Source organism: Bacillus sp. TCT6, assembly GCF_056033845.1.
Map to the genome: position 1 here is coordinate 4,162,321 of NZ_JBVYHX010000001.1, position 23,170 is coordinate 4,185,490.

The following is a 23,170-nucleotide window of genomic DNA, read 5'->3' on the forward strand; positions in this document are numbered from 1 at the left end:
CTCCTTACTGATTTGCTAGCTGTGGATCGATGAACGCTAATAATGCACTCACACCTACATAAGATAGACCTAAGAAAATAGCTAATGTTACATAAGTAGAGATTCTTTGTGAACGTGGAGATACTGTAATTCCCCAGCTGATGCAGAATGTCCATAGTCCATTTGCAAAGTGGAAAATTGTTGAAACAACACCAACTAAGTAGAATGCAAACATAGCTGGATTGTTTAAAATATCTGCCATCATATCATAGTTTACCTCTTTACCTAACATTGCTTGAATACGAGTTTCCCAGACGTGCCAAGAAATGAAAATCAGCGTAACGATACCTGAAATTCTTTGGAAGACGAACATCCAGTTACGGAAATAACCGTAAGAAACCGCATTGTTCTTAGCTGTAAATGCAATATATAAGCCATATATAGCATGGTACAGTATCGGTAAAAAGATGATGAAAATTTCTAGCGCATACCGGAATGGAAGGAGCTCCATAAAGCCTGCAGCTTTGTTAAAAGCCTCTGCTCCTCTTGTTGCAAAGTTGTTTACAATTAGATGTTGCGTCAAAAAGACACCAACCGGGATGACCCCCATTAATGAGTGCCACTTACGAAACGTATACTCGCGGCCTTTCATGTCCCCATTACCCCCTTGAATGTTTGACTGCTGTTTTCAGATTAATTTATAACAATAATGTTTTTTCACTATTGGCATAAGAAAAACTGAAAAAATTATTCGAAATATTTCAGCATAATTTGATAACAAGTTCATTTTACCCCTATTTTTGTCGAAGCGTCAAGAAAACGTATACATAATTTGCATATAATTTGCCAATTCTTTTTTTCTTCTCAGATATTGAGATTTCCCTAAAGAAAAATCTGTTTTTATAAATGAAAAATGTTATATAATAATCCCTATAGAAAGAGGGGAATATTGTGAGTAAAAATACAATCGATATAACATCTTTAGAAGATGTTTCATTGAACGCCTTCGCTTATGAATTGCTACGTGAAGAATTACTACCTGATTTAATCGGCAACGATTTAGATGGTATTTTATACTGGTCTGGTAGAAACCTTGCAAGAAAATATCCGCTAGAAACAATTGAAGAAGTCATTCAGTTCTTTGAAAAGGCTGGCTGGGGCACTTTAAGCATTATTGAACATAAGCGTCGTGAAATGCAGTTCCAACTTAAAGGCACACTCATTGCAGAACGTCAAAAACAAAAAAGGCATTCTTCTTATCAACTAGAAGCTGGATTCATCGCTGAACAAATTCAAAAGCAACGGAACGTCGTTGCAGAGTCATATGAAGAAAAGAAAAAACGTTCTGACTCTATTACATTTCTTGTGAAATGGGATATAAAAGATCTCATTGAAGTGTAAGCATTACCTACAGTCAACTAGACATATCAGTTTAGTTGACTTTTTTGTATTTTCATTCACGTCAATTTATTTTAAATCTTCAGAAATTATAACAAAAAATAGAAGACATTGTAAACTACAACGTCTTCTTATCTGTTAAATACGTATAAATCGTCTCTGCAACATTTTTTGGCATACCTGCTTCGACAAATTCTGCTACAGAAGCTTCTTTCATCTTCTTTAATGAACCAAAATGTTTTAACAATACCTTTTTCCGTTTATCACCGATTCCTGGAATGTCATCCAATGCTGATTGAATGACAGATTTCCCGTGTAATTGACGATGGAATGTAATCGCAAATCGATGCACCTCGTCTTGAATACGCTGCAATAAATAAAATTCTTGGCTATTTCTCTCAAGCACCACAGGTTCTGGGGGATCTCCAATAATTAAATGGGAGGTTTTATGTTTGTCATCTTTTACAAGACCTGCCATCGGAATATATAATCCGAGCTCATTCTCTAAAATATCACTTGCAGCCGCCAAGTGGCCTTTTCCGCCATCAATAATAATCAAATCCGGTAAAGGTAAATTTTCTTTAAGCGCCCTTGTATAACGGCGTCTCACAACTTCCCTCATAGACTCATAATCATCTGGCCCTTGAACCGTTTTAATTTTATATTTCCTATATTCTTTCTTCGCTGGTTTCCCATCGATAAAAGCAATCATTGCAGAAACGGGATTTGTTCCTTGAATATTTGAGTTATCAAACGCTTCAATACGATACGGTGTTTCAATTCCAAGCTGCTTCCCTAAATGATCTACCGCTTTAATCGTTCGTTCTTCATCACGTTCGATTAAGTAAAACTTCTCTTCAAGAGCAATTTTTGCGTTTTTATTTGCTAATTCTACAAGGTCTTTTTTCTTACCACGTTTCGGCTGTGTCGCTTCCACTTCTAAAAAGCGCTCTACTAATTCCGAGTCTATACTTCCTGGAACGACAATTTCCTTCGGCTTAAAATGACTACTGTTTTCATAAAATTGGCCGATAAACGTTAAAAAGCCCTCTTCTGGTTCATCGTAAATCGGAAACATAGAAACATCACGTTCAATTAGCTTGCCTTTTCGAACGAAGAAAACTTGAACACACATCCATCCTTTATCCACTGCATATCCAAACACATCGCGATCCACTAAGTCACTCATAATCATCTTTTGTTTTTCCATAATCGCATCAATATGAGCAATTTGATCACGCAACTCTTTTGCACGTTCAAACTCTAGTTTCTCTGAGGCCTCATACATTTTTATTTCTAATTCTGAACGAACTTCTTTATGCCCACCATTTAAAAACTTAATAATTTCATCTACAATTTCTTTATTTTGTTCTTCCGTCACTTCTTTCACACAAGGCGCTAGACATTGACCCATATGATAATACAAACAAACTTTATCTGGCATATTCGTGCATTTCCGAAGTGGATACATACGATCTAGCAGTTTTTTCGTTTCATGAGCAGATTGTGCATTTGGATAAGGACCAAAATACTTTCCTTTATCCTTTTTTACATTTCGAGTAATGAGTAAGCGCGGTTGTTTCTCCGCTGTAATTTTAATAAAAGGATATGTTTTATCATCTTTTAATTGAATATTATATTTCGGATCATATTTTTTAATTAGATTTAACTCTAAAATAAGTGCTTCTAAATTCGAAGAGGTTACAATATATTCAAAATCAACAATTTCTCCTACAAGCCGCAGTGTTTTCCCATCATGTGAACCAGTAAAGTACGAGCGCACACGATTTTTAAGCACTTTTGCCTTTCCGACATATATAACCGTTCCTTGCTTATCTTTCATTAAATAACAACCAGGTTGATCTGGTAAAATAGCCAACTTTTCTTTCAAATGTTCGTGCACTCGTCTCCCTCCATTTCTACATGCTTAGCATTTTTATTTTCACTTGAAAACATACTATGCCAAAACACCCAACATACGTTCCTTTATTGTAACGGAAAGGATCTAAAAAAGAAAATAAAAAAAGCTACCATTTGGTAGCTTTTTTTATTTTAGAAGTGTTTAGAAACTAATTCTACTAACGCTTCTTTCGGTTTGTAACCTAACGCTTGATCAACTACTTTACCGTCTTTTAATACGAAAAGAGCTGGAATACTCATTACTTCGAATTGACGAGCAGTTTCTTGGTTTTCATCAACATCTACTTTTACTACTTTTACTTTTTCGCCTAATTCTGCATCGATTTCCTCTAATACAGGAGCGATCATTTTACAAGGTCCACACCAAGGTGCCCAGAAATCTAATAATACAACACCTTCGCTAGTTTCAGCTGCGAAGCTTTGGTCATTTGCGTTTACAATTGCCATTTTATTTCCTCCTTCAAGTATATTCTACCAAGAGTATATCATTAACTTATATACGTGGCGAATAATATGTATCGTTATGTATTGTAACAAAAAAATGTTCCTTTATACTATATAAAAATACGGATTAAATACTAAAAAGATGAGAGACAGGGGATCTCTCACCTTTTTCTATATATAGGGGTACTTCACTTGGAACTCAAGGGTACTTAAATCATGAATGTACTTTTAACTTTTTAAACTCTTCTGTTAAAAGAGGTACAACTTCGAACAAGTCACCGACAATACCGTAGTCAGCTACTTTGAAGATACTTGCTTCTGGATCTTTATTAATCGCAACGATTATTTTTGAGTTAGACATACCTGCTAAATGCTGAATCGCACCAGAAATACCACATGCAATGTATAAGTCTGGCGTAACAACTTTACCAGTTTGACCAATTTGTAATGAGTACTCACAGTATTCAGCGTCACAAGCACCACGAGATGCCCCAACAGCGCCGCCTAGTACGTCAGCTAACTCTTTTAATGGTTTAAATCCTTCTTCACTCTTCACACCGCGTCCGCCAGCGATAATAACTTTCGCTTCAGAAAGATCAACACCTTCTGCTGTTTTACGGACAACATCCTGAATGATTGTACGTAAATCTTTCACATCAACTGTAATAGAAGATACGTCACCGCTGCGAGACTCATCTTTTTCCAGAGTTGCAATGTTATTTGGACGCACTGTCGCAAATAAGATGCCGTCTGTTACAATCTTCTTCTCGAATGCTTTACCAGAGTAAATCGGACGAGTGAAGATAACATTTCCACCTTCAACCTCTAAAGCAGTTACGTCAGAAACTAAACCAGCTTCAAGCTTCGCTGCTAATTTTGGTGATAAATCTTTACCAAGTGCTGTATGTCCAAAGACAATACCTTCTGGATTTTCTTCAGCATGTACAGCTAAAAACGCTTGTGCATAACCATCAGATGTATATGATTTTAATTTATCATTTTCAACTGTCACAACGCGATCTGCACCGTAATGAATCAATTCATTTGCAAAAGAGGCAACGCTGTCTCCAACTAGAAGACCTACTACTTCACCGCCTTCTGCAATTGTTTTTGCTGCTGCTACCGCTTCAAACGAAACGTTACGTAGCGATCCATCACGAACTTCACCCATTACTAATACTTTACGAGCCATAGATTTTCCCTCCTGCATATATAATTTCGTATTTTATTAGATTACTTTCGCTTCTGTATGGAGCAACGATACAAGTTCTTTTACTTGATCTTGCAGCTCGCCTTGTAACACTTTTCCTGCATCTTTCTTAGGAGGCAAATAGATTTCAATTGTTTTTGTCTTTGCTTCCACATCATCTTCTTCTAAATCTAAATCATCTAATTCTAATTCTTCTAGTGGCTTTTTCTTCGCTTTCATAATACCTGGAAGCGATGGATAACGAGGTTCATTTAAACCTTGCTGTGCTGTTACTAACACTGGTAATGAAGTTGCAATCACTTCTGTATCACCTTCAACATCACGCTCAATCTTCACATTTGTACCGTCAATTTCAAGTTTTGTAATTGTCGTTACATACGGAATATTTAACGCTTCAGCTACGCGTGGACCTACTTGTCCAGATGCACCATCAATTGCAACGTTTCCACCTAAAATTAGATCTGCATCTTTATCTTTTAAATATTCAGCAAGCACTTTTGCTGTCGTGAACTGGTCACCATTTTCTACATCATCTTCAATATTAATTAATACCGCTTTATCACAGCCCATCGCTAATGCAGTACGAAGTTCTTTCTCACTATCTTCGCCACCGACTGTTACAACTGTAACTTCTCCACCTTGTGCGTCTCTTACTTGAATTGCTTCTTCAATTGCATATTCATCGTAAGGGTTGATGATGAATTCCGCTTCGCCATCGTAAATTGCACCGTTTTTAATTACGATTTTTTCTTCTGTATCAAATGTTCGTTTCATGAGTACGTAGATGTTCATTCCATTTACCCCCTTGTTTTTCAGAAAGATTCTATCAATTTTAATTTTCTGTTAATTTATATTAAAAAAATAATTGAACTACCTGCCACTAAATGAAGGTTTACGCTTTTCTAAAAATGCAGCTACACCTTCTCTTCCATCTTCACTCGTAAATACTTCACCAAAAATTTGTGATTCACGTTGTACACCTTCATAGTAATGAGACGATTTGGTCGTTTGCAATAACTCTAGTACAGCACGAGTTGTTGCTGGACTTTTTCCAGCAATTTGTTTTGCGACTTTAAGCGTATCATCTAAAAGTGATTCTTCAGAGAACAATCCGTTAACAAGTCCCCATTTCAATGCTTCTGCACCAGTAATTGGTGTACTTGTTAACATCATTTCACAAGCTTTTGCTTTCCCAACATAACGTGGTAAGCGCTGTGTACCTGCAAAGCCAGGAATTAATCCAAGTGTTAATTCAGGTAAACCAAGTTTTGCACTTTCAGTTGCAAAGCGCATGTGGCAAGACATAGCAAACTCAAGGCCGCCGCCCAGTGCCGCTCCATGAATTGCCGCAATAACTGGTTTTGAACATTTTTCAACACGCTCAAACGTAACTTGTCCAAGCTGTGCTAATTCTGTTGCTTGCTTCGCTTCAGTAACAGATGTAAATTCTTTAATATCTGCTCCTGCTGAGAAGAAACGTCCTTCACCGTGAATAACAACAACACGAATGTTATCATCCTTTTCCACTTGATCAATTAATTCAGTAACGTCATGCATAACTTGTGAAGACATCGCATTTGCTGGTGCATGATTTAACGTCGCCACCGCGATATGATCTTCAACTCTTACAGATAGGAATTTCAACATGATCCCTCCCATTATTGACGATAACCACAAGCTGCAATGAGTAGCCCATGTACCGTTTTTGAAAGTGCGACCAGATCATACTTATGATCGCTCATTACCCAATTGGTCACAACTTCATCTACTGTTCCAAAGATCATTTGTCTTGCCACGCGAACATTTAAATCTGCTTGAAATTCACCTTGTTTTATACCAGTCTCTAAAATCTCATCCATAACTTGTAAGTAGCCTTTTAATACTTCATTTATTTTAAGGCGCAAGTCTTGATTGGACTGCCTGAGCTCTAATTGCGTAACGATAGCAAGGGGATCATTTTGTGACAACAGCAAGAAGTGCGTTTCTACCAACATGAATAACTTCGATACAGCGCTTTCAATTCCTGCTGTTTTTTGACGAATTGTTTCGACAAAATCTCCCATCTTCTCTTGGAATAAGGATATTAATATATCTTCTTTATTTTTAAAATATAAATAAATCGTGCCATCAGCTACCCCAGCTTGCTTTGCGATTTTAGAAACTTGCGCTTGGTGGTACCCATTCTCCGCAATCACAATGACTGCCGCATCAATAATTTGATTGTATTTCGGTCTATTTTTCTTCACTTTACTGTCCCCTTCAAGAAGATGACTGAATGAATAGTCATTCATATTCTTATAATACTGACTATTTAGAAAAGTGTCAATCCTATTTTTCAAAAAGAAAGGGCCTTAGCCCGTTTGCTCATCCTCATTCTTTCTCTTCTCTTCATCCATTAAAACACGGCGTAAAATTTTCCCTACTGTCGTTTTCGGCAATTCATCTCTAAACTCATATACTTTCGGCACTTTATAAGCCGCTAAATATTTACGTGCAAACTGATTTAATTCTTCCTCAGAGCACTCCGTACCTTCTTTTAACACAACAAATGCTTTAACTGTCTCTCCTCTGTACGGATCTGGAACTCCAATTGTCACTACTTCTTGCACTTTTTCATGCTCATATAATACTTCTTCAACTTCACGAGGATACACATTAAATCCACTCGCGACAATCATATCTTTCTTGCGATCTTTTACATAGAAGAATCCATCTTCATCCATGTATCCAACGTCACCTGTATGGAGCCAGCCATCTTGCAATACAGCCGCTGTTTCCTCTGGCTTATTCCAGTATCCTTTCATAATTTGAGGACCTTTCACTACAATTTCCCCTATTTCTCCTGGTGGTAATGCCTCACCAGTTTCAAGTGACATAATGATTGCCTCTGTATCTGGCCACGGAACTCCAATGCTACCCGGCACTCGCTTTTCCCATAAAAAATTACTATGTGTAACCGGAGATGATTCTGTTAAACCATATCCCTCTACTAGTTTACCACCTGTAACTTTTTCGAACTTTTCCTGTACTTCTACTGGCAGTGGTGCTGATCCACTAATACAAGCACGAATAGAAGAAATATCGTATTCTTTTAAAAGCGGGCTATTTAAAAGAGCGATATAAATAGTTGGAGCCCCTGGAAACAATGTCACTTTATGCTTCTTAATCGCTTCAAAAACCATTTTCATATCAAACTTTGGAATAAGGACCATTTTGTATCCTTGCATAATACTTAAATTCATAACAGCTGTCATACCATACACATGGAAAAATGGAAGAACCCCAAGGACGACTTCTTCACCTTCGTTACAATTATATAGCCAATGCACTCCCATCAAAGTGTTAGAAACGAGGTTTTTATGCGTTAACATAACTCCTTTTGGAAATCCGGTTGTTCCTCCTGTGTACTGTAAAAGAGCTAGATCATTTTCAGGATCACAAGGCACCTCAACATTCGTATTCACTTCTTTTTCTACTGAATTCCAAAGATGAATCGTTTCACTCTCTGATACTTTCACAACTAAATTCGACTGTTTTTTCTGCACAAATGGATACAATAGATTTTTAGGGAATGGTAAAAAGTCTGCAATACGAGTTACGATAATATGCTCAATTTTTGTAACAGATTGAACATTCGTTACTCTTGGAAACACTAAATCGAGACAAAGAATTACTTTTGCTCCCGAGTCATGAAGCTGATATTCTAATTCCCTTTCTGTATACAGTGGATTGGTTTGTACTACGATACCTCCCGCAAGTAATGTACCGTAATAACCAATTACAGCTTGCGGACAATTCGGCAACATAATAGCAACTCGATCACCCTTTTCCACACCGAGCTTTTGAAGATAATTTGCAAACCTCTTCACCTTATCATGGAAGTCCGAAAACGTAATATCCTTCCCTAAAAAGTGAAGCGCTTTCTTTTCTGGGTAGCGAGAAGCCATCTGTTCTACATATCCATGAAGTGGCTGAATATCATAAGAAATCGTACTAGGAATTTCCTCTGGATAACTTTTCAACCATGTTTTTTCCACCTTCATTCCCCCTTCAAATACATAAAAAATAAAGTGAAACTTTAATCAGTGGGGATTTTTCAGCCCCACTGATTATTAGCCCACACCAATCGGGATTTTACGGGCAGTTAATCACCCAGCTAACTTCTTTACTTTCGCTGAATTTTGAGGCGGGATCTTACTGCCCGTTAATGCGGGATAAATGAATGTTCATTCATGATGGTTATTTTCATTATATTATAGTCACCATAGCGTTACAATCATAATATTCTGACTTTTTTATAACTATGCTTTACTTCATTAACTTCTTATTATATGTAGAAACTCTCCTAATCTTAAAAGAGTAAGAGAGTTTGTCATTAACTTAATCTTATAATCGTTAATACCGCTCCTGGGGTAGTTGTTGATAATGTCGCAACAGCTAACAAACCAAATAATTGCAAACTAATTGCACTCCCCGCCGCAAGGGTCGTAATAATTGTCGCACTAAATGATGTCGTTGCTAATGCAGGAGAATTAATAGTCCCAGCAAGCGGTGCCCCATTAATTGTAATTCGTGAACTAACTAATAATGAAGCGGTTATATTAATTGTATATGAAATATAATAGTTCCCTGCATTTGCAACCGTAAATACTGTGTTCCCCCCAGACACTGTAATACCTGGACCGATATTCTGATTGTTTGGAAGCGGGACATTTGTTCCACCTAGTAGTACCGATATTGCTGTTCCCGACGTATTATTTGCAAATGCGTATGTTGCCGTTATACTTGTGCCTGTTGCTCCTGTTGGGCCTGTCGCTCCCGTTGCCCCTGTATCGCCTGTTACTCCCGTCGCTCCTGTTACTCCTGTCGCTCCCGTTGGGCCTGTTGCTCCTGTTATTCCTGTCGCTCCCGTTGCCCCTGTGTCGCCTGTTACTCCTGTCGCCCCCGTTGGGCCTGTGCCACCTGTTGCTCCCGTTGCCCCTGTTATTCCTGTCGCTCCCGTTGGACCTGTATCGCCTGTTACTCCCGTCGCTCCTGTTACTCCTGTCACTCCCGTTGGGCCTGTTGCTCCTGTTATTCCTGTCGCTCCCGTTGCCCCTGTGTCGCCTGTTACTCCTGTCGCTCCCGTTGAGCCTGTTGCTCCTGTTATTCCTGTCGCTCCCGTCGGACCAACCTTAGGAACTGTCCCATCGCAACTAAAACAGCATGAATCAACATGTACACCATTTTGATTATTACACCCACAATATCCATTTATGTTATTGCTCCATGAAGACATGTTGATCACTTCCTTTACATTCGATCTTTTTAGCGTAATCACCGAATCAAAAAACACCTATCTAAATAACAAAGAAATACTTAGCCTAGTGGGGGATAAAACACAGATTTCCTCCATACATTCTAGTAATTATTACATGCGATTCACTCTCCTTTTGCTTGTACTTTCGCCCCATCTCCACAGATTATTAACCATACACATTACGCTTTCGTACACAGACAAGTTCCCATTTAAACTTTCCACATTCGCCAATCTTTTTAGTAAAGAGGCTGATTCTTCATAAATAGCAACTATAATATATAAAAATCCGTATAACTTGTTATTTTTAGTCAAAATTTTAAAAAAATATTGACACTTAAATTATCCTCATAGTATGATTTGGGTGTTGTAATTGATAACCATTTTCACTTATGGTGCTAGTTACAAAAAACACTTAATTTGGGGGCAGAAGATGAAGAAAATTCTCAGTATTTTCATAGTAGTTCTTCTATTCGCTGTTGGATGCGGACAGCAAAAAGAGGAGAAAAAGGAAACAAAAGCGGACAATAAAAATCAAGCTATAACAATTAAACACGCTGAAGGGGAAACAAAGTTAGATAAACCAGCGAAAAAAGTAGTTGTACTTGAGTGGGTATATTCAGAAGACTTATTAGCACTTGGTGTTCAGCCAGTAGGGATGGCAGACATTAAGAATTATAATAAATGGGTAAATACAAAAACAAAACCAAGTAAAGATGTTGTAGATGTAGGGACACGTCAACAACCAAACTTAGAAGAAATTAGCCGTTTAAAACCAGATTTAATTATCACAGCTTCATTCCGTAGTAAAGCAATTAAAAATGAATTAGAGCAAATTGCACCAACAGTTATGTTTGATCCATCAACAAGCAATAACGATCACTTTGCTGAAATGACAGAAACATTTAAACAAATTGCAAAAGCAGTTGGAAAAGAAGAAGAAGGTAAAAAAGTATTAGCTGATATGGATAAAGCCTTCGCTGATGCAAAAGCAAAAATTGAGAAAGCAGACTTAAAAGATAAAAACATCGCAATGGCACAAGCATTTACTGCTAAAAACGTACCAACATTCCGTATCTTAACTGACAATTCTTTAGCTTTACAAGTTACAAAAAAATTAGGTTTAACAAATACTTTTGAAGCAGGAAAATCTGAGCCAGATGGTTTCAAACAAACAACTGTAGAATCATTACAAAGTGTACAAGATTCAAACTTCATTTACATTGTAGCGGATGAAGATAACATTTTTGACACTCAACTAAAAGGCAACCCTGCTTGGGAAGAATTAAAGTTCAAAAAAGAAAACAAAATGTATAAATTAAAAGGCGACACTTGGATTTTCGGTGGTCCTGAGTCTGCAACATCTTTAGCAACACAAGTAGCAGATGTAATGACAGCGAAGAAGTGATTACACAATGAATAGCCTACAACATACACTTCGAGCAAGTCTTGTATTCGGAGGAGGAGCAGCTCTCTTGCTCCTCCTTTTCTTTATTCATATCGGACAAGGTCAAGCAAACATTTCCTATAGTATGATTATTGATGCTCTTATCTCACCGAACCAATCACTAGAGCATCAAACTTTAATTATGCTTCGATTACCTAGGGCCGTAATTGCCATTTTAGCTGGAGGTGCTCTTGCTGCATCTGGGGTCATTTTACAAACATTAACGAAAAATCCACTTGCTGAATCCAGTACAATGGGTATTCACTCTGGCGCATATTTCTTTCTAGTAGCGGCTACAATTTTTTTACCAAAAGGTCTGCAAATTAATTCACTTCTTTTCACATTTATCGGCGGTGCTATTACCGCTTTATTTGTATACCGTATTTCTGGTGGAAAAAAGGGAACCCCACTTAGAATGGCACTAGCTGGTATGGTCGTTACATTAATGCTTTCTGCCTTTACCGGAACGATGCAGCTTTTCTATGAAAATGAAACAGCTGGTTTATTTTTATGGGGAGCTGGATCTCTTATTCAAAATAACTGGGATGGCGTTCAATTTGCTTTTCCATTTATCATTATTTCTTTCCTAGTTTTACTATTTACGTCTCGTAAACTCAACATTCTCTTACTTGGTGATGATGTCGCTGTTTCTCTTGGTGAAAAAACAGCAGTAACACGTCTTATCGCCTTCATTGCTGCGATCTTTTTAACAGCAGTAATTGTAACTGTTGTTGGACCAATTGGATTTGTTGGCTTAGTTGCACCACATTTAATGCGTCTTATTGGCTACCGTCAACACTTTACTCTCCTTCTCTCTTCTTTCTTATGGGGAGCTGTACTATTACTTGGAGCTGATGTCGTTGGTAGACTAATAGATCCAACTGGGGCTGAACTTCCTGTCGGAGCAGTCACGGCAATGATTGGATCACCTTGGCTTATTTACTTAGTCTATCGAATGATGAAATCGAAACAATATATGAATGATAACGGAGCGAATGCAGCTGGAGCTAGTTCTCACTATTACTCTTATAAAAAGGTAATCATTATCTCTATCACACTTTGCATTGTGACAATTACTCTTGGTGTTACAATCGGTAGTAACGCTTATATCGAAAGTATTACAAATGTTATATCAGGACAATTAACACAATTTGATAAAAATATGATGATGAACCTTCGTTTACCAAGAATGCTCGTTGCTGCTATTGCTGGCGCATGCCTTGCAATAAGTGGGCTTGTTTTCCAAGGTATATTACGAAACCCACTCGCCGATCCTTCTATTATTGGTATTTCATCGGGAGCTGGTGTTGGTGCTTTAACTATTATGTATGTCTTTCCCGCACTTCCTGGTTTCTTCCTACCAATTGGTGCATTTATCGGCGGACTACTTGCAGTTGGAATTGTTCTCTTCTTCTCATGGAAATCAGGATTTAGCCCAACAGCCCTTGCTTTAATAGGAATTGGTATTTCAGCTCTCGGTTCAGCGATTATTCAAATCTTTATCGTTAGAGCAAATTTGAACGTTGCTGCTGCTTTAACATGGCTATCAGGTAGCACGTATGCAAGAGGATGGAATCACTTAGAAAATATCATTCTATATCCATCGCTAATTCTTGTATTCATTATCTTTTTCTTAATAAAACAACTTGATGTTCTCGTACTTGGAGACGATTTAGCAACGGGACTCGGGCAACCAGTAAATAAAACGCGCCTTGCCCTCATTGTGTTAGCAACACTACTTGCATCTGTAAATATCGCAGCTGTCGGTACAATTGCCTTTCTAGGTCTTGTTGCGCCACACTTAGCACGAATCGTCGTTGGTATGAATCATCAAAGATTATTCGTTTGCTCCGCACTATTTGGAGCAATCCTTCTTTCCATTGCTGATTTACTCGGACGAACAATTGCATATCCGAAAGAAATTCCTTCTGGACTTGTCGTTGCTGTACTTGGAGCACCTTATTTCTTATGGTTGATGAGGAAGAGTGGGAAGAAGGTTAATTAAAAAGGAGGCTTCGTTTTAGAAGCCTCCTTTTTATATACTAAATAAAGTGAAACTTTAATTAGTGGGGGGTTTCTTCATCCCCGCTGATTATTAGCCCACACCAATCGGACTTTTATGAGCAGTGGATCTCCCACCTAACTTCTTTGCTCCAGCCGAATCTTGAGGTGGAAGTTTTACTGTCCGACGAATAGCCGGATAAATTACTCTGATCTCACTAATTTCACAGATTTAGTACTCCCCATAAACTCATGATGTACAGTTAATGTGTTCTCCTCAATTTTCAAATCAGCCTTATGCTTTATTTCCCCCACTAAAAATACAAGCTCTACAGAAATAATCCCTTGGTCCACACTTAATATTCGAAAGTCTCCTATAGTAGTCCCTTTCCCAAAAATATTATGTTCCATAAATTCTCCGCCTGTTTTCTCACTATTAATAGATTCTATTTCCAACCCAACTGGCCTGTCTGTACTTTCTGATGACATCCAAGACCCCTTTAACTTTCCAATATCAGCCTCTTTTTTCTTTTCATTTTTTAACTCTTCCTCTTTTTTCTTAACTTCTGCTTGTTGAGTTAGTAAGCCATCGATTTGCTTATTCAGCTCTTCGGCCCGTTGATTTTCCGAAATAAATTGTTGATTTTGGCCAGTATCGTTAACAATTTTATTTACTATCCCTTTAGCCTCTTCATACTTTTTATCACTCTTTAACTTCTCTGCCTTTTCCAATTGACCTATATATTGACCTTTTAACTCTTTATGCTCTATGAGCGAATCTTTTTGTTCTTTCGCTTGACTTTGAAGGATTGCGGAACCATCTTTCATCTTTTCTACTTCTTGAAACAAACCTATTGCTTGTTCTATATTTCCACTCGATTTCTCTTTTATCGAACTTATCATCTTAGTAGTTTGGTCTTTTAATACCTTTGCTTCTTTATCATCCTTTTTCTCTTCTAATGCTAGCTCAAATGATGCTACTGCCGTGTCATATTCTTTACTCGCTAACGCCAATTTCCCTTGATCCATTGCTTTTTTATAGGTTTCATTGCTACATCCTACCATTAAAAATAAAATTATGATTCCTAAAATCAATCTTTTCATAATATCTCCCTAAATTAATATAATTCTATATACACTCAATAGTATCATAAAATTTATATATAAAATTTTAAATACCATCATTAAAACATAAAGGGAACTTGTCATTTCTTCTCGAACTTAATCTATGAACATAAGTAGAGGGGGATAACAATAATGTACCAAACAATTGAAGGCTTTTTACAATCATGGACATACGAAGCAGAGTCTACTCAGAAAATGCTTGATTCATTAACCGATGCATCTTTATCACAGGAAATTGCACCTGAACATTGGACTTTAGGAAGAGTTGCTTGGCATATCGTGACGGCAATTCCTGTGATACTATCTGGCACAGGGCTAAAGTTTGAAGGAGAAACGAAAGATTATCCTGTTCCAACTTCTGCAAAAACAATTGCAGATGAATACCGTAAAGTAAACGCGGCTTTTGTTGAAACACTTCAAAGTAAATGGACTGATAAAGACTTAGCTACTATTAATGACTTCTTTGGTCGCCCTATGCCGAATTCTATATTTTTAATGACACTCATTAATCATCAAAATCACCACCGCGGGCAAATGACGGTTTTAATGCGACAAGCCGGCTTAACAGTTCCTGGCGTATATGGTCCCGCAAAAGAAGAATGGGCTGCGGCTGGAATGGAAGCTCCTAAAATGTAACGACAAAAAAGACAAGATGTTTACATATCTTGTCTTTTTCTGTAACTTGTTTCATGTGAAACTTTATAATGCATCTTCACTCTCAATATTTTTAATCCCAAAATAAGCAATCACCATACCGATCGCTGCAAATGTGAATTGAAGAGGTAGAAAAGTCGCTATCGGAAATATTGGCTGGTTATTAATTGCGATTGACACAACAATAATAGATGAAACAATTGTAGTTGGCACTGAACGTTTACGCATTCCGAAATATAGCGGGATTAAACTTATTCCCGCAGTTGCAATGGCTAAAGGAACAAGATTTATTCCTTCTTGCACTAATTGATCTACTGTAAATGGATTAGGAAGAATTGAAAAATAGCTATCTATCCCAAAGAAAACTCCTACTATTAAAATGTTAGATACAATAACTGTTATAAATGTTAATGTCGCTGTAATGACCAACTTACTAATCATCATTTTTCTCCGATTAATAGGATAAGAAAACATAAGTATTATTGTTTTATTTTTATATTCACCAATTATTAACCTTGCGATTAACACACTACCAAAAACAATAAATGTTGCTCTTACTAATGTACTAGCCGTTAACAACATCATCTGCGGATCTCTTATTTCCGGATCACCTTCTACTTGAGCAACGATGCTCGTAAAGATCATTAATGCCAGTATAGTAATATTTGCAATAACTGCCCCTTTTACGTACCAGCCAAGCTTAAACTTTTTCAATTCTAGCTTCATAAGACGTAACATGATAGTCCTCCTTTCCCCTGAAACACCTTAACCCCCAAAACCACACTAGCAATTGTAATAAGTAAAATTGCAATTACTATTATCTTTTTCACCATTCATACCCCAGTTCGTTGTTGTTTTAAGCTTACTTCATGCCACATCAACCTTGTCGATTTTACGATAAGATAGATAACTAATGAAAATCCCTAATAAACAGAGCACAATTGGGATAGCTATAAAATCAAACATACTTACTTGACCGTTTCCAGCCCCAACGTTACCACTAATCAGCATACCAATTATTACTGCGGAAGTAATCGTTGTAGGTGTCGATTTCTTTCTCATTCCAAAAAATAAAGGAATTAAACTTATACCAGATATCATAAATGCACTTATAATAGTAGCTGGAACGATAGCTATTATTTCGCCTATCGTAGCAGGTGTTTCAATCAGTCCCATCATTGGACTCACAAAATAAACGAGCAAACTAATAATGAAAGTAGCGATAATCGTGCTCACAAAACAAAAACAAAAAACAATTGTTAATTTCGCCCTCATTAGCATTTTCCTTTGCAGCGGGTACATAAACGATAGTTGCATTGTTTTGTTCTTATACTCGTCTATTACTAACCGTGATAAAATGACCGAACTAAAAATAATGAATGTTATCCTAATAAAAGTGTTTATTAAAACCATTTGTTGCGTGAAGTCAAAGAAGAGCACGTCTCCCTCGGCTTTAATTCCCAACGCCATAAGGCTTACTGCAGCGAAAATTGCTATAATACAAATTGCTACCCCTTTAAAGTAACTAGATAATTTATGTTTCTTCCATTCGAGCTTCATTAATCTAAGCATACAAACCACTCCTCCATTCTTTATATAACTGTCTTTATGCTGCTAACATTCTAATTCCAGCAGTAACGAAGCTTAACATTCCTATCACTAGTAGAATTAACAACCATTTCCGCTCTGGTTTTCTATAATATAAAATTCCACTTATTAGCATTACGATAAATCCACTTACCAGGTTCAGCCACAGTCCATTAAGCATGAATACCTTCTCCATCCATTACATTTAAGAAATATTCTTCTAAGGAACTATGTTTCTTATTAATACTTTCAATTTCCACATCGTTCATAATAAGTGCTTTTGAAATGGCCTGCTGAGACACTGACGTATCATACACACGAATCATGGTTCCACTCATTATTTTGTAGTTTTTTATACCAAGTTTATCTTCTAAAATATAAGCTGCACGTTTCACATCAGGAACAGTGATTTCAATGTACTCTGTTTGCTTTCCGTTAATACTCTTCATTGAAACTTCTTTTATTAGTTTTCCATTTTGAATCACACCAATTGTATCGGCCATTAATTCCATCTCACCTAAAATATGACTAGAAACTAATAATGTAATACCGTATTCTTTGCAGAGCATTTTAAATAAGTCTCGTAACTCTTTAATGCCAATTGGATCTAAACCGTTAATTGGTTCATCTAAAATGAGCAATTCTGGCTTTGTCACGATTGCCCTTGCAATACCGAGTCGTTGTTTCATTCCTAATGAAAAATCTTTTACTTTTTTATTATCTACCCCTTGTAGTTTCACTAAATGTAAAGCATGGTCAATTGCATTTTTATCGTAGTAGCCCATATATTCACAATGCAGGTCTAAGTTTTCTTTCGCCGTTAATTTATCATAAAAGATTGGGTATTCAATAATTGTCCCCATTCTTTTTAATACTTCATACGATGTATCTGTTAATTTCTCACCGAAAATTTCTATATCACCACTCGTCGGTTTTATTAAATTTGTAATCATTTTCATAATCGTTGTTTTACCAGCACCGTTTGGTCCTAAAAAACCATAAATTTCTCCTTTTTTCACATGCATGTTAACACCGGAAATAACTTCTTTCCCTTTAAACACTTTCGTTAACTGGTTTGTTTTTACTATATATGTCATGTTACTTTCCCCTTTCGCAATACTCTATATTTCTATAATAGACAACAGAAATCTCTTTTTTCTTACCCGTTCCTTACAAATTCCTTACGCTGAAAAAAAGCTTGTAGAATTTACTTCTCTACAAGCTAAAACAGCATCTTTTTTAATACAACTGTAAAAATTGTTTTTTCATAGGGCTTACTAGAAAGATGTATTTCTCCGTCCATCGCTTCCACAAGCCGTTTCGTAATCGTTAATCCTAGACCGCTTCCTTGGTACGATCTATTTCTTGAATCTTCAAGTGTGTACATTCGCTCAAACACTTTATCAATATGAGATTCATCAATTCCTTTTCCTTTATCCCATACGTCTATATACACACTCGTTTCATCATCTCTTAAAGTCATACCGAGTGTCTTTCCATCATCTCCATATGTAATTGCATTTGATATTAAATTATTCAATACTCTGCCTAATACTTCTACATTTCCAAGTGCGTATATATTTCTTTCTGGTATATCAATATGAACCTGAAAACCTTTCGTCGTCACTAAATCATAAAAAGATAAAATCTTCTCGCGGCAAACTTCATTCATATTTACTTTTGTCATTTCAATTGCTTTGTCACCAGATTCTAATTTTGCCAAATCAAAAAACTTATGAATTAGCTCCATCACTTCTAATGTTTTCGTATGCACTTTTTCAAGTAATATTTGTTGTTCTTCTTCACTTATCGTTTTATCCTTATTTAACATTTCTGTATATCCAAGAATAACTGTTAGTGGTGTTTTCAAGTCATGCGAAATATTTGAAAGCATTTTTCTCATCGAAATTTCTACTTTGGCATGATCTGCATTCGTTTTCTGTTTTGCATCTAATAATTGATTAATTGCCACTAATAATTTTTGCAATTCTAGATCATCTGTCATAACGAGTAACGTCTCGCCTGTTTTGTCATTTACAATACTTTCTAACTTTTCATATGTGTATCGTAAATTTTTACTACTATTTTTTCTCATTTTATATTGCATATAAATGACACATAACAATATAAAAATAATACCTATTAACAAATTGACCATATTACATCACTTCCAACTTATAGCCGATGCCCCATAACGTTTTAATATATTCTGGATTAGATGGATCACTTTCAATTTTCTCACGCAATCTTCTCATATGAACATTAATAACGTTATCATCACCGTAATACTCTTCATTCCAAACTAACGTATATATTTGCGCTTTTGTAAATACACGATTTTGATTTTTTACGAACAGTTTTAAAATCTCAAATTCTTTTAAAGTGAGCTTGAGAGGGTTCCCGTTTTTTTCTACAGTAAAATTAATTGGATCGATTGTTAAATCGCCAATCTGAATCATCTTTTCTGTTGTTTCTGTAGCCGAGTATTTCGTAGACCGCCGAATCCCTGCTTTTACACGTGCAGCCAATTCAATCATAGAAAATGGCTTACAAATGTAATCATCTGCTCCAAGTCCTAAGCCAACAGCTTTATCAACATCTGTATCTTTTGCCGACATCATTAAAATCGGAACAGCACTTTTTTCACGAATAATACGTACAACCTCTAATCCGTCTAACTTCGGCATCATTATATCAAGGATCACTAAATCAAAAGATGATTTAAAAAAGGTTTGCACCCCTGCTTCCCCGTCAGACGCCATCGTAACTTGAAAGCCTTCCTTTAATAAATATTTTTCCACCATCTCTTGAATTGAAATATCATCTTCAACTAATAAAATATGATGTGACATATGTCTATCCCCTTTTTTTACAAACATTAACATATCAATTGTATCGCAACGAATGAATGCTGGAAACAGTTATATGAATTTTCAAACCAACTTCCCTTCCTTCCTTAACAATGATATGATGAAATTCACTACGATTGTTCATAATTAACTTTATATAAAGGAGACTTATCATGTCAGAAAACAAAAAAGTAAGCTTAGCTGATTTAATGCGTGAACAACTTGCTAAGAAAAAGCAAGGAAATGGAAATGGTCAAAATGCAAAAAATCAAAACCAAGAAACGAAAAAATTACAAAACCAACAAACAAAGAAGACAAACAACCAACGTAGACGTACAGGTGTGTAAATGAACGGACAAAAACGTTCTAATATCGCACCCGGTCTTGAAGTTGATATTGTATTAAAACAAGATCAACGAACAGGCAAATTAACACGTGGCATTGTAAAAGATATTTTAACAAACTCCCCTTCCCATCCACATGGCATTAAAGTGCGATTGCAGGACGGGCAAGTCGGTAGAGTACAAAATATCGTTCAATAAGAAAAGGAGCTCAAGTAAACTCGAGCTCCTTTTTCTTTATTAACCTTTAATTTTCTCGATGAAAACTACTTTTAAATAGTCTCCTTCTTTAAATTGATCAATGGTACGGAAATCTTCTGGTAAAGAATGTTCTTCTAATATTTTATATTTGCCATTCATTTCTTTAAAGGCTGTATCGATAAAGCCTTTAAACTTTTTCATATCGAATGCACTACAATTTGTAGAAGCAACGATAATACCGTTATTTTCTGTAATAGCAATTGTTTCTTTCAATAAATTTTTATAATCTTTTGCTGCACTAAATGTATATTTTTTTGATCGGGCGAAGCTTGGAGGATCAAGTACGACCATATCAAATTTCATCTTTTTCTTAGCTGCATATTTGAAGTAAAGAAATACATCTTCTACAATAATATCTTGTGCTTCATAATCAACTTCATTGACACTAAACTGCTCAATCGTTTTACTTAAACTACGATTTGCAAGGTCAACACTCGTCGTTTTACTCGCTCCGCCAAGCGCTGCAAATACAGAGAAAGCACCTGTATAAGAGAACATATTTAACACTGTTCTTCCCTTTGCATATTTATCACGAATTTGTTTTCGAACGTTACGTTGATCTAAAAATACACCAACCATTGCCCCGTCATTTAAATAAACAGCGAAGTTCACACCGTTCTCTTTTACGATAAGCGGGAACTCACCGCGCTCTCCTGCTACGAAATCATCACCCTCAATATATTTCCCTTTCGTATCAAAACGCTTCTTCTCATAAATGCCTTTAAAGTTTGCTACTTTTTGCAGAGCTGCTATAATCTCATCTCTGAAAGTATAAATCCCTTCACTATACCAACTTACTACGTAGTAGCCGTCATAATAATCGATAATTAGTCCGCCAAGACCATCACCTTCACCGTTTAGGGCGCGGAATGCTGTCGTATCACTTGATTTATAAAATTGTTTTCGTTTATGTAAGGCAGATTTGATTTTACTTTCAAAGAAAGATTGATTAATTTGTTCACTCTCTTTTCTCGTTAAAATCCAGCCGTATCCTTTATTTTGTTTTCCATAATAACCTTTTCCGACAAAGTTGTTCTTCTCATCTACTACTTTGATGATTGTCCCTTCTTCACGAACATCGTTTAAATTTTGAATTGCATCTTTTAAAATAAGTGGATATCCACTTTTAATTTCTTTTATAAATTTCGGTTTTATTTTTATAGTTACTTTTGATCGCATATAATAACTTCCTTTCCATTTGCATGCTTTCTCTATAGGAAGCATTTAAAAAACGAGCCTGAAAAAACAGCCTCGTTTCACTATACCATATTATTGCTTTGCTAGTACAACTCGCTCATTCTCGCACTTAACCGCCACATATTTACTACGTTTTGAAATGGAAATCTCACTGTCCAAAATAATAGAAAAAAATTATATATTTCACATTTACCATTGACAATGATAATGATTTTCATTATCATTTAATGTATATGAGTTCTTGAAAATATAGCTACATTTATAGGAGGAATAAACATGATTATTGTTACAAATACAGCTAAAATTACAAAGGGAAATGGACATAAATTAATTGAGCGTTTTAATAAAGTAGGTAAAGTTGAAACGATGCCAGGCTTTTTAGGTCTAGAAGTTCTTTTAACGCAAAATACAGTTGATTATGATGAGGTAACAATTAGCACTCGATGGAATGCAAAAGAAGATTTCCAAGGTTGGACAAAGAGCGCCGCATTTAAAGATGCTCACTCACATCAAGGTGGAATGCCAGAATATATTCTTGATAATAAAATTGCTTACTATGATGTAAAAGTTGTACGTATGCCAATGGCTGCAGCACAGTAAAAACAGTTCTTTTTTAAAGTATAGAATATGAGAAGCGTTATCTATCACTTCTCATATTCTATACTTTTTTCTTTAATTTCTTTTTACTAACTTTGCGTGTATAACTAGCCTTCCAGCCTCTGGATCAAGCGCATAGTCACAAGTAGAAAGTGTTACGATTTCATCATTAGCCGTCAATTCCGTATCCGTTTTGTACAGTGATTTTTCTTGAACTTCCTTTAAGAACGATGTATATACTGCATCATTTTCAAAATCCGTTTCAATGTAATAAAAGTCCGTTGTTGTCGTATATACTGAAAAAACTTCAACGTCGTATCCTTCAAATAATGTATCGTAATATAATTTACGATGGGACATGAAAAAGTCTTCATCCAACATTTTTTTTAAACTACCAAACATAGAACCGTCTTTCATACGATGGCCATATAAAATCGTATTTCGATTTTGAGATTTCACATCATTACGATGGTCCATAAAAATGCTTCCCGCTCTCATATCTTCACCTTTATAATTACGAAATAAATAGTAATCATTATCTTTTGCTTGAACGATTGGATAATTAATTTGTGTATCATCCATCGTAATCCATCCGACTATCTCTGGATTAATTTTCTGGAGATCCTGAAACTGTTTACGTACCTCTCCGTCTTCCGATTTTTCTTCCATTGGACTTCTTTTATAAATATGTTGTGCCTCAGCCATTACTTTACGATTTTCATAATAATCCATGAAAATCCCACCCAACTCATACATTGAATAGAAAAAGATTCCTAAAAACGCAATTGTAAGTATGCGTTGAAAAAAAGAATTCTTTTTCCGTCCGTTCTTGCTATTCAAATTATCACCTCAAAACGGATTATA

The 23,170-nt window shown here is 36.1% G+C and carries 25 protein-coding genes; 7 read left to right on the forward strand and 18 right to left on the reverse strand.

Going from position 1 to position 23,170, the window contains the following annotated elements; all coding sequences use genetic code 11:
- Positions 1–4 precede the first annotated feature (4 nt).
- Positions 5–631, reverse strand: a complete 627-nt coding sequence (gene sdhC / locus AC0ONG_RS21245) for a succinate dehydrogenase cytochrome B558 (RefSeq protein WP_000678354.1) — start codon at positions 629–631, stop codon at positions 5–7.
- A gap of 299 nt (positions 632–930) precedes the next feature.
- Here sdhC and AC0ONG_RS21250 point away from each other — a divergent pair, with 299 nt between their 5' ends.
- Complete coding sequence (locus tag AC0ONG_RS21250; protein ID WP_000042214.1) at positions 931–1,380, forward strand: YslB family protein; 450 nt, start codon at positions 931–933, stop codon at positions 1,378–1,380.
- A 115-nt stretch (positions 1,381–1,495) separates the two neighbouring features.
- On the opposite strand, the gene uvrC is transcribed toward AC0ONG_RS21250, so the two are convergent.
- From uvrC to AC0ONG_RS21290, 8 genes are all read right to left on the reverse strand, one after another.
- Positions 1,496–3,280, reverse strand: coding sequence for an excinuclease ABC subunit C (gene uvrC / locus AC0ONG_RS21255; RefSeq protein ID WP_000544294.1), 1,785 nt, complete (start codon positions 3,278–3,280; stop codon positions 1,496–1,498).
- Between the two features lie 149 nt (positions 3,281–3,429).
- The gene (trxA, locus tag AC0ONG_RS21260) at positions 3,430–3,744 is read right to left on the reverse strand and encodes a thioredoxin (RefSeq protein WP_001018943.1); all 315 of its coding nucleotides are present in this window, start codon (positions 3,742–3,744) and stop codon (positions 3,430–3,432) included.
- A 211-nt stretch (positions 3,745–3,955) separates the two neighbouring features.
- Positions 3,956–4,933 (reverse strand): electron transfer flavoprotein subunit alpha, encoded by a 978-nt coding sequence (gene etfA, locus AC0ONG_RS21265; protein WP_000101957.1) that lies wholly within the window; start codon positions 4,931–4,933, stop codon positions 3,956–3,958.
- 36 nt (positions 4,934–4,969) lie between these two features.
- Positions 4,970–5,743: an electron transfer flavoprotein subunit beta gene (etfB, locus tag AC0ONG_RS21270; RefSeq protein ID WP_001029028.1), complete on the reverse strand. Its 774-nt coding sequence runs from the start codon at positions 5,741–5,743 to the stop codon at positions 4,970–4,972.
- A 78-nt stretch (positions 5,744–5,821) separates the two neighbouring features.
- A complete protein-coding gene (locus tag AC0ONG_RS21275; RefSeq protein ID WP_000911292.1) occupies positions 5,822–6,598 on the reverse strand; it encodes an enoyl-CoA hydratase in 777 nt (258 codons plus the stop codon).
- A gap of 11 nt (positions 6,599–6,609) precedes the next feature.
- Positions 6,610–7,197 carry a TetR/AcrR family transcriptional regulator gene (locus AC0ONG_RS21280; RefSeq protein ID WP_000742213.1) on the reverse strand — a complete coding sequence of 196 codons (588 nt, stop codon included), beginning with the start codon at positions 7,195–7,197 and terminating at the stop codon, positions 6,610–6,612.
- Positions 7,198–7,302: 105 nt separating this feature from the next.
- The gene (locus AC0ONG_RS21285; protein ID WP_199663726.1) at positions 7,303–8,988 is read right to left on the reverse strand and encodes a long-chain-fatty-acid--CoA ligase; all 1,686 of its coding nucleotides are present in this window, start codon (positions 8,986–8,988) and stop codon (positions 7,303–7,305) included.
- A gap of 338 nt (positions 8,989–9,326) precedes the next feature.
- Positions 9,327–10,229, reverse strand: a complete 903-nt coding sequence (locus AC0ONG_RS21290; protein WP_474203965.1) for a BclA C-terminal domain-containing protein — start codon at positions 10,227–10,229, stop codon at positions 9,327–9,329.
- Positions 10,230–10,680: 451 nt separating this feature from the next.
- Between AC0ONG_RS21290 and AC0ONG_RS21295 the strand changes: the two genes are divergently transcribed.
- Together AC0ONG_RS21295 and fhuB are read left to right on the forward strand one after the other, a co-directional pair.
- On the forward strand, positions 10,681–11,655 hold the full coding sequence (locus AC0ONG_RS21295; protein WP_000722824.1) for an ABC transporter substrate-binding protein: 975 nt from the start codon (positions 10,681–10,683) through the stop codon (positions 11,653–11,655).
- Between the two features lie 7 nt (positions 11,656–11,662).
- Positions 11,663–13,699, forward strand: a complete 2,037-nt coding sequence (gene fhuB, locus AC0ONG_RS21300; RefSeq protein WP_042595925.1) for a Fe(3+)-hydroxamate ABC transporter permease FhuB — start codon at positions 11,663–11,665, stop codon at positions 13,697–13,699.
- Between the two features lie 200 nt (positions 13,700–13,899).
- Here fhuB and AC0ONG_RS21305 read toward each other — a convergent pair whose 3' ends face one another.
- Positions 13,900–14,799 carry a tetratricopeptide repeat protein gene (locus AC0ONG_RS21305; RefSeq protein WP_000825582.1) on the reverse strand — a complete coding sequence of 300 codons (900 nt, stop codon included), beginning with the start codon at positions 14,797–14,799 and terminating at the stop codon, positions 13,900–13,902.
- 153 nt (positions 14,800–14,952) lie between these two features.
- Between AC0ONG_RS21305 and AC0ONG_RS21310 the strand changes: the two genes are divergently transcribed.
- Positions 14,953–15,456: a DinB family protein gene (locus tag AC0ONG_RS21310; protein WP_000284975.1), complete on the forward strand. Its 504-nt coding sequence runs from the start codon at positions 14,953–14,955 to the stop codon at positions 15,454–15,456.
- A gap of 63 nt (positions 15,457–15,519) precedes the next feature.
- Here AC0ONG_RS21310 and AC0ONG_RS21315 read toward each other — a convergent pair whose 3' ends face one another.
- From AC0ONG_RS21315 to AC0ONG_RS21340, 6 genes are all read right to left on the reverse strand, one after another.
- Positions 15,520–16,212 (reverse strand): ABC transporter permease, encoded by a 693-nt coding sequence (locus tag AC0ONG_RS21315; RefSeq protein ID WP_000945187.1) that lies wholly within the window; start codon positions 16,210–16,212, stop codon positions 15,520–15,522.
- Positions 16,213–16,341: 129 nt separating this feature from the next.
- Positions 16,342–17,046: an ABC transporter permease gene (locus AC0ONG_RS21320; protein WP_000945208.1), complete on the reverse strand. Its 705-nt coding sequence runs from the start codon at positions 17,044–17,046 to the stop codon at positions 16,342–16,344.
- A 34-nt stretch (positions 17,047–17,080) separates the two neighbouring features.
- Positions 17,081–17,242, reverse strand: a complete 162-nt coding sequence (locus AC0ONG_RS21325) for a hypothetical protein (protein ID WP_000931814.1) — start codon at positions 17,240–17,242, stop codon at positions 17,081–17,083.
- Entirely contained in the window at positions 17,235–18,158 is a 924-nt protein-coding gene (locus tag AC0ONG_RS21330; RefSeq protein WP_000221121.1) for an ABC transporter ATP-binding protein, read from the reverse strand. Before AC0ONG_RS21330 ends, AC0ONG_RS21325 begins: the two co-directional genes overlap by 8 nt.
- A gap of 125 nt (positions 18,159–18,283) precedes the next feature.
- Entirely contained in the window at positions 18,284–19,219 is a 936-nt protein-coding gene (locus tag AC0ONG_RS21335) for a HAMP domain-containing histidine kinase (RefSeq protein ID WP_000247674.1), read from the reverse strand.
- Between the two features lies 1 nt (position 19,220).
- Positions 19,221–19,913 (reverse strand): response regulator transcription factor, encoded by a 693-nt coding sequence (locus AC0ONG_RS21340; protein WP_000018046.1) that lies wholly within the window; start codon positions 19,911–19,913, stop codon positions 19,221–19,223.
- Between the two features lie 170 nt (positions 19,914–20,083).
- Here AC0ONG_RS21340 and AC0ONG_RS21345 point away from each other — a divergent pair, with 170 nt between their 5' ends.
- Complete coding sequence (locus AC0ONG_RS21345; RefSeq protein ID WP_001293576.1) at positions 20,084–20,257, forward strand: hypothetical protein; 174 nt, start codon at positions 20,084–20,086, stop codon at positions 20,255–20,257.
- A complete protein-coding gene (locus AC0ONG_RS21350; RefSeq protein ID WP_001014310.1) occupies positions 20,258–20,452 on the forward strand; it encodes a YwbE family protein in 195 nt (64 codons plus the stop codon).
- A 39-nt stretch (positions 20,453–20,491) separates the two neighbouring features.
- Here AC0ONG_RS21350 and AC0ONG_RS21355 read toward each other — a convergent pair whose 3' ends face one another.
- Positions 20,492–21,691, reverse strand: coding sequence for a class I SAM-dependent rRNA methyltransferase (locus AC0ONG_RS21355; protein ID WP_199663729.1), 1,200 nt, complete (start codon positions 21,689–21,691; stop codon positions 20,492–20,494).
- A 294-nt stretch (positions 21,692–21,985) separates the two neighbouring features.
- On the opposite strand from AC0ONG_RS21355, the gene isdG reads away from it, so the two are divergent.
- The gene (gene isdG / locus AC0ONG_RS21360; RefSeq protein ID WP_000587818.1) at positions 21,986–22,309 is read left to right on the forward strand and encodes a heme oxygenase; all 324 of its coding nucleotides are present in this window, start codon (positions 21,986–21,988) and stop codon (positions 22,307–22,309) included.
- A gap of 72 nt (positions 22,310–22,381) precedes the next feature.
- Here isdG and srtB read toward each other — a convergent pair whose 3' ends face one another.
- Positions 22,382–23,146: a class B sortase gene (gene srtB / locus AC0ONG_RS21365; protein WP_002162479.1), complete on the reverse strand. Its 765-nt coding sequence runs from the start codon at positions 23,144–23,146 to the stop codon at positions 22,382–22,384.
- Positions 23,147–23,170 lie beyond the last annotated feature (24 nt).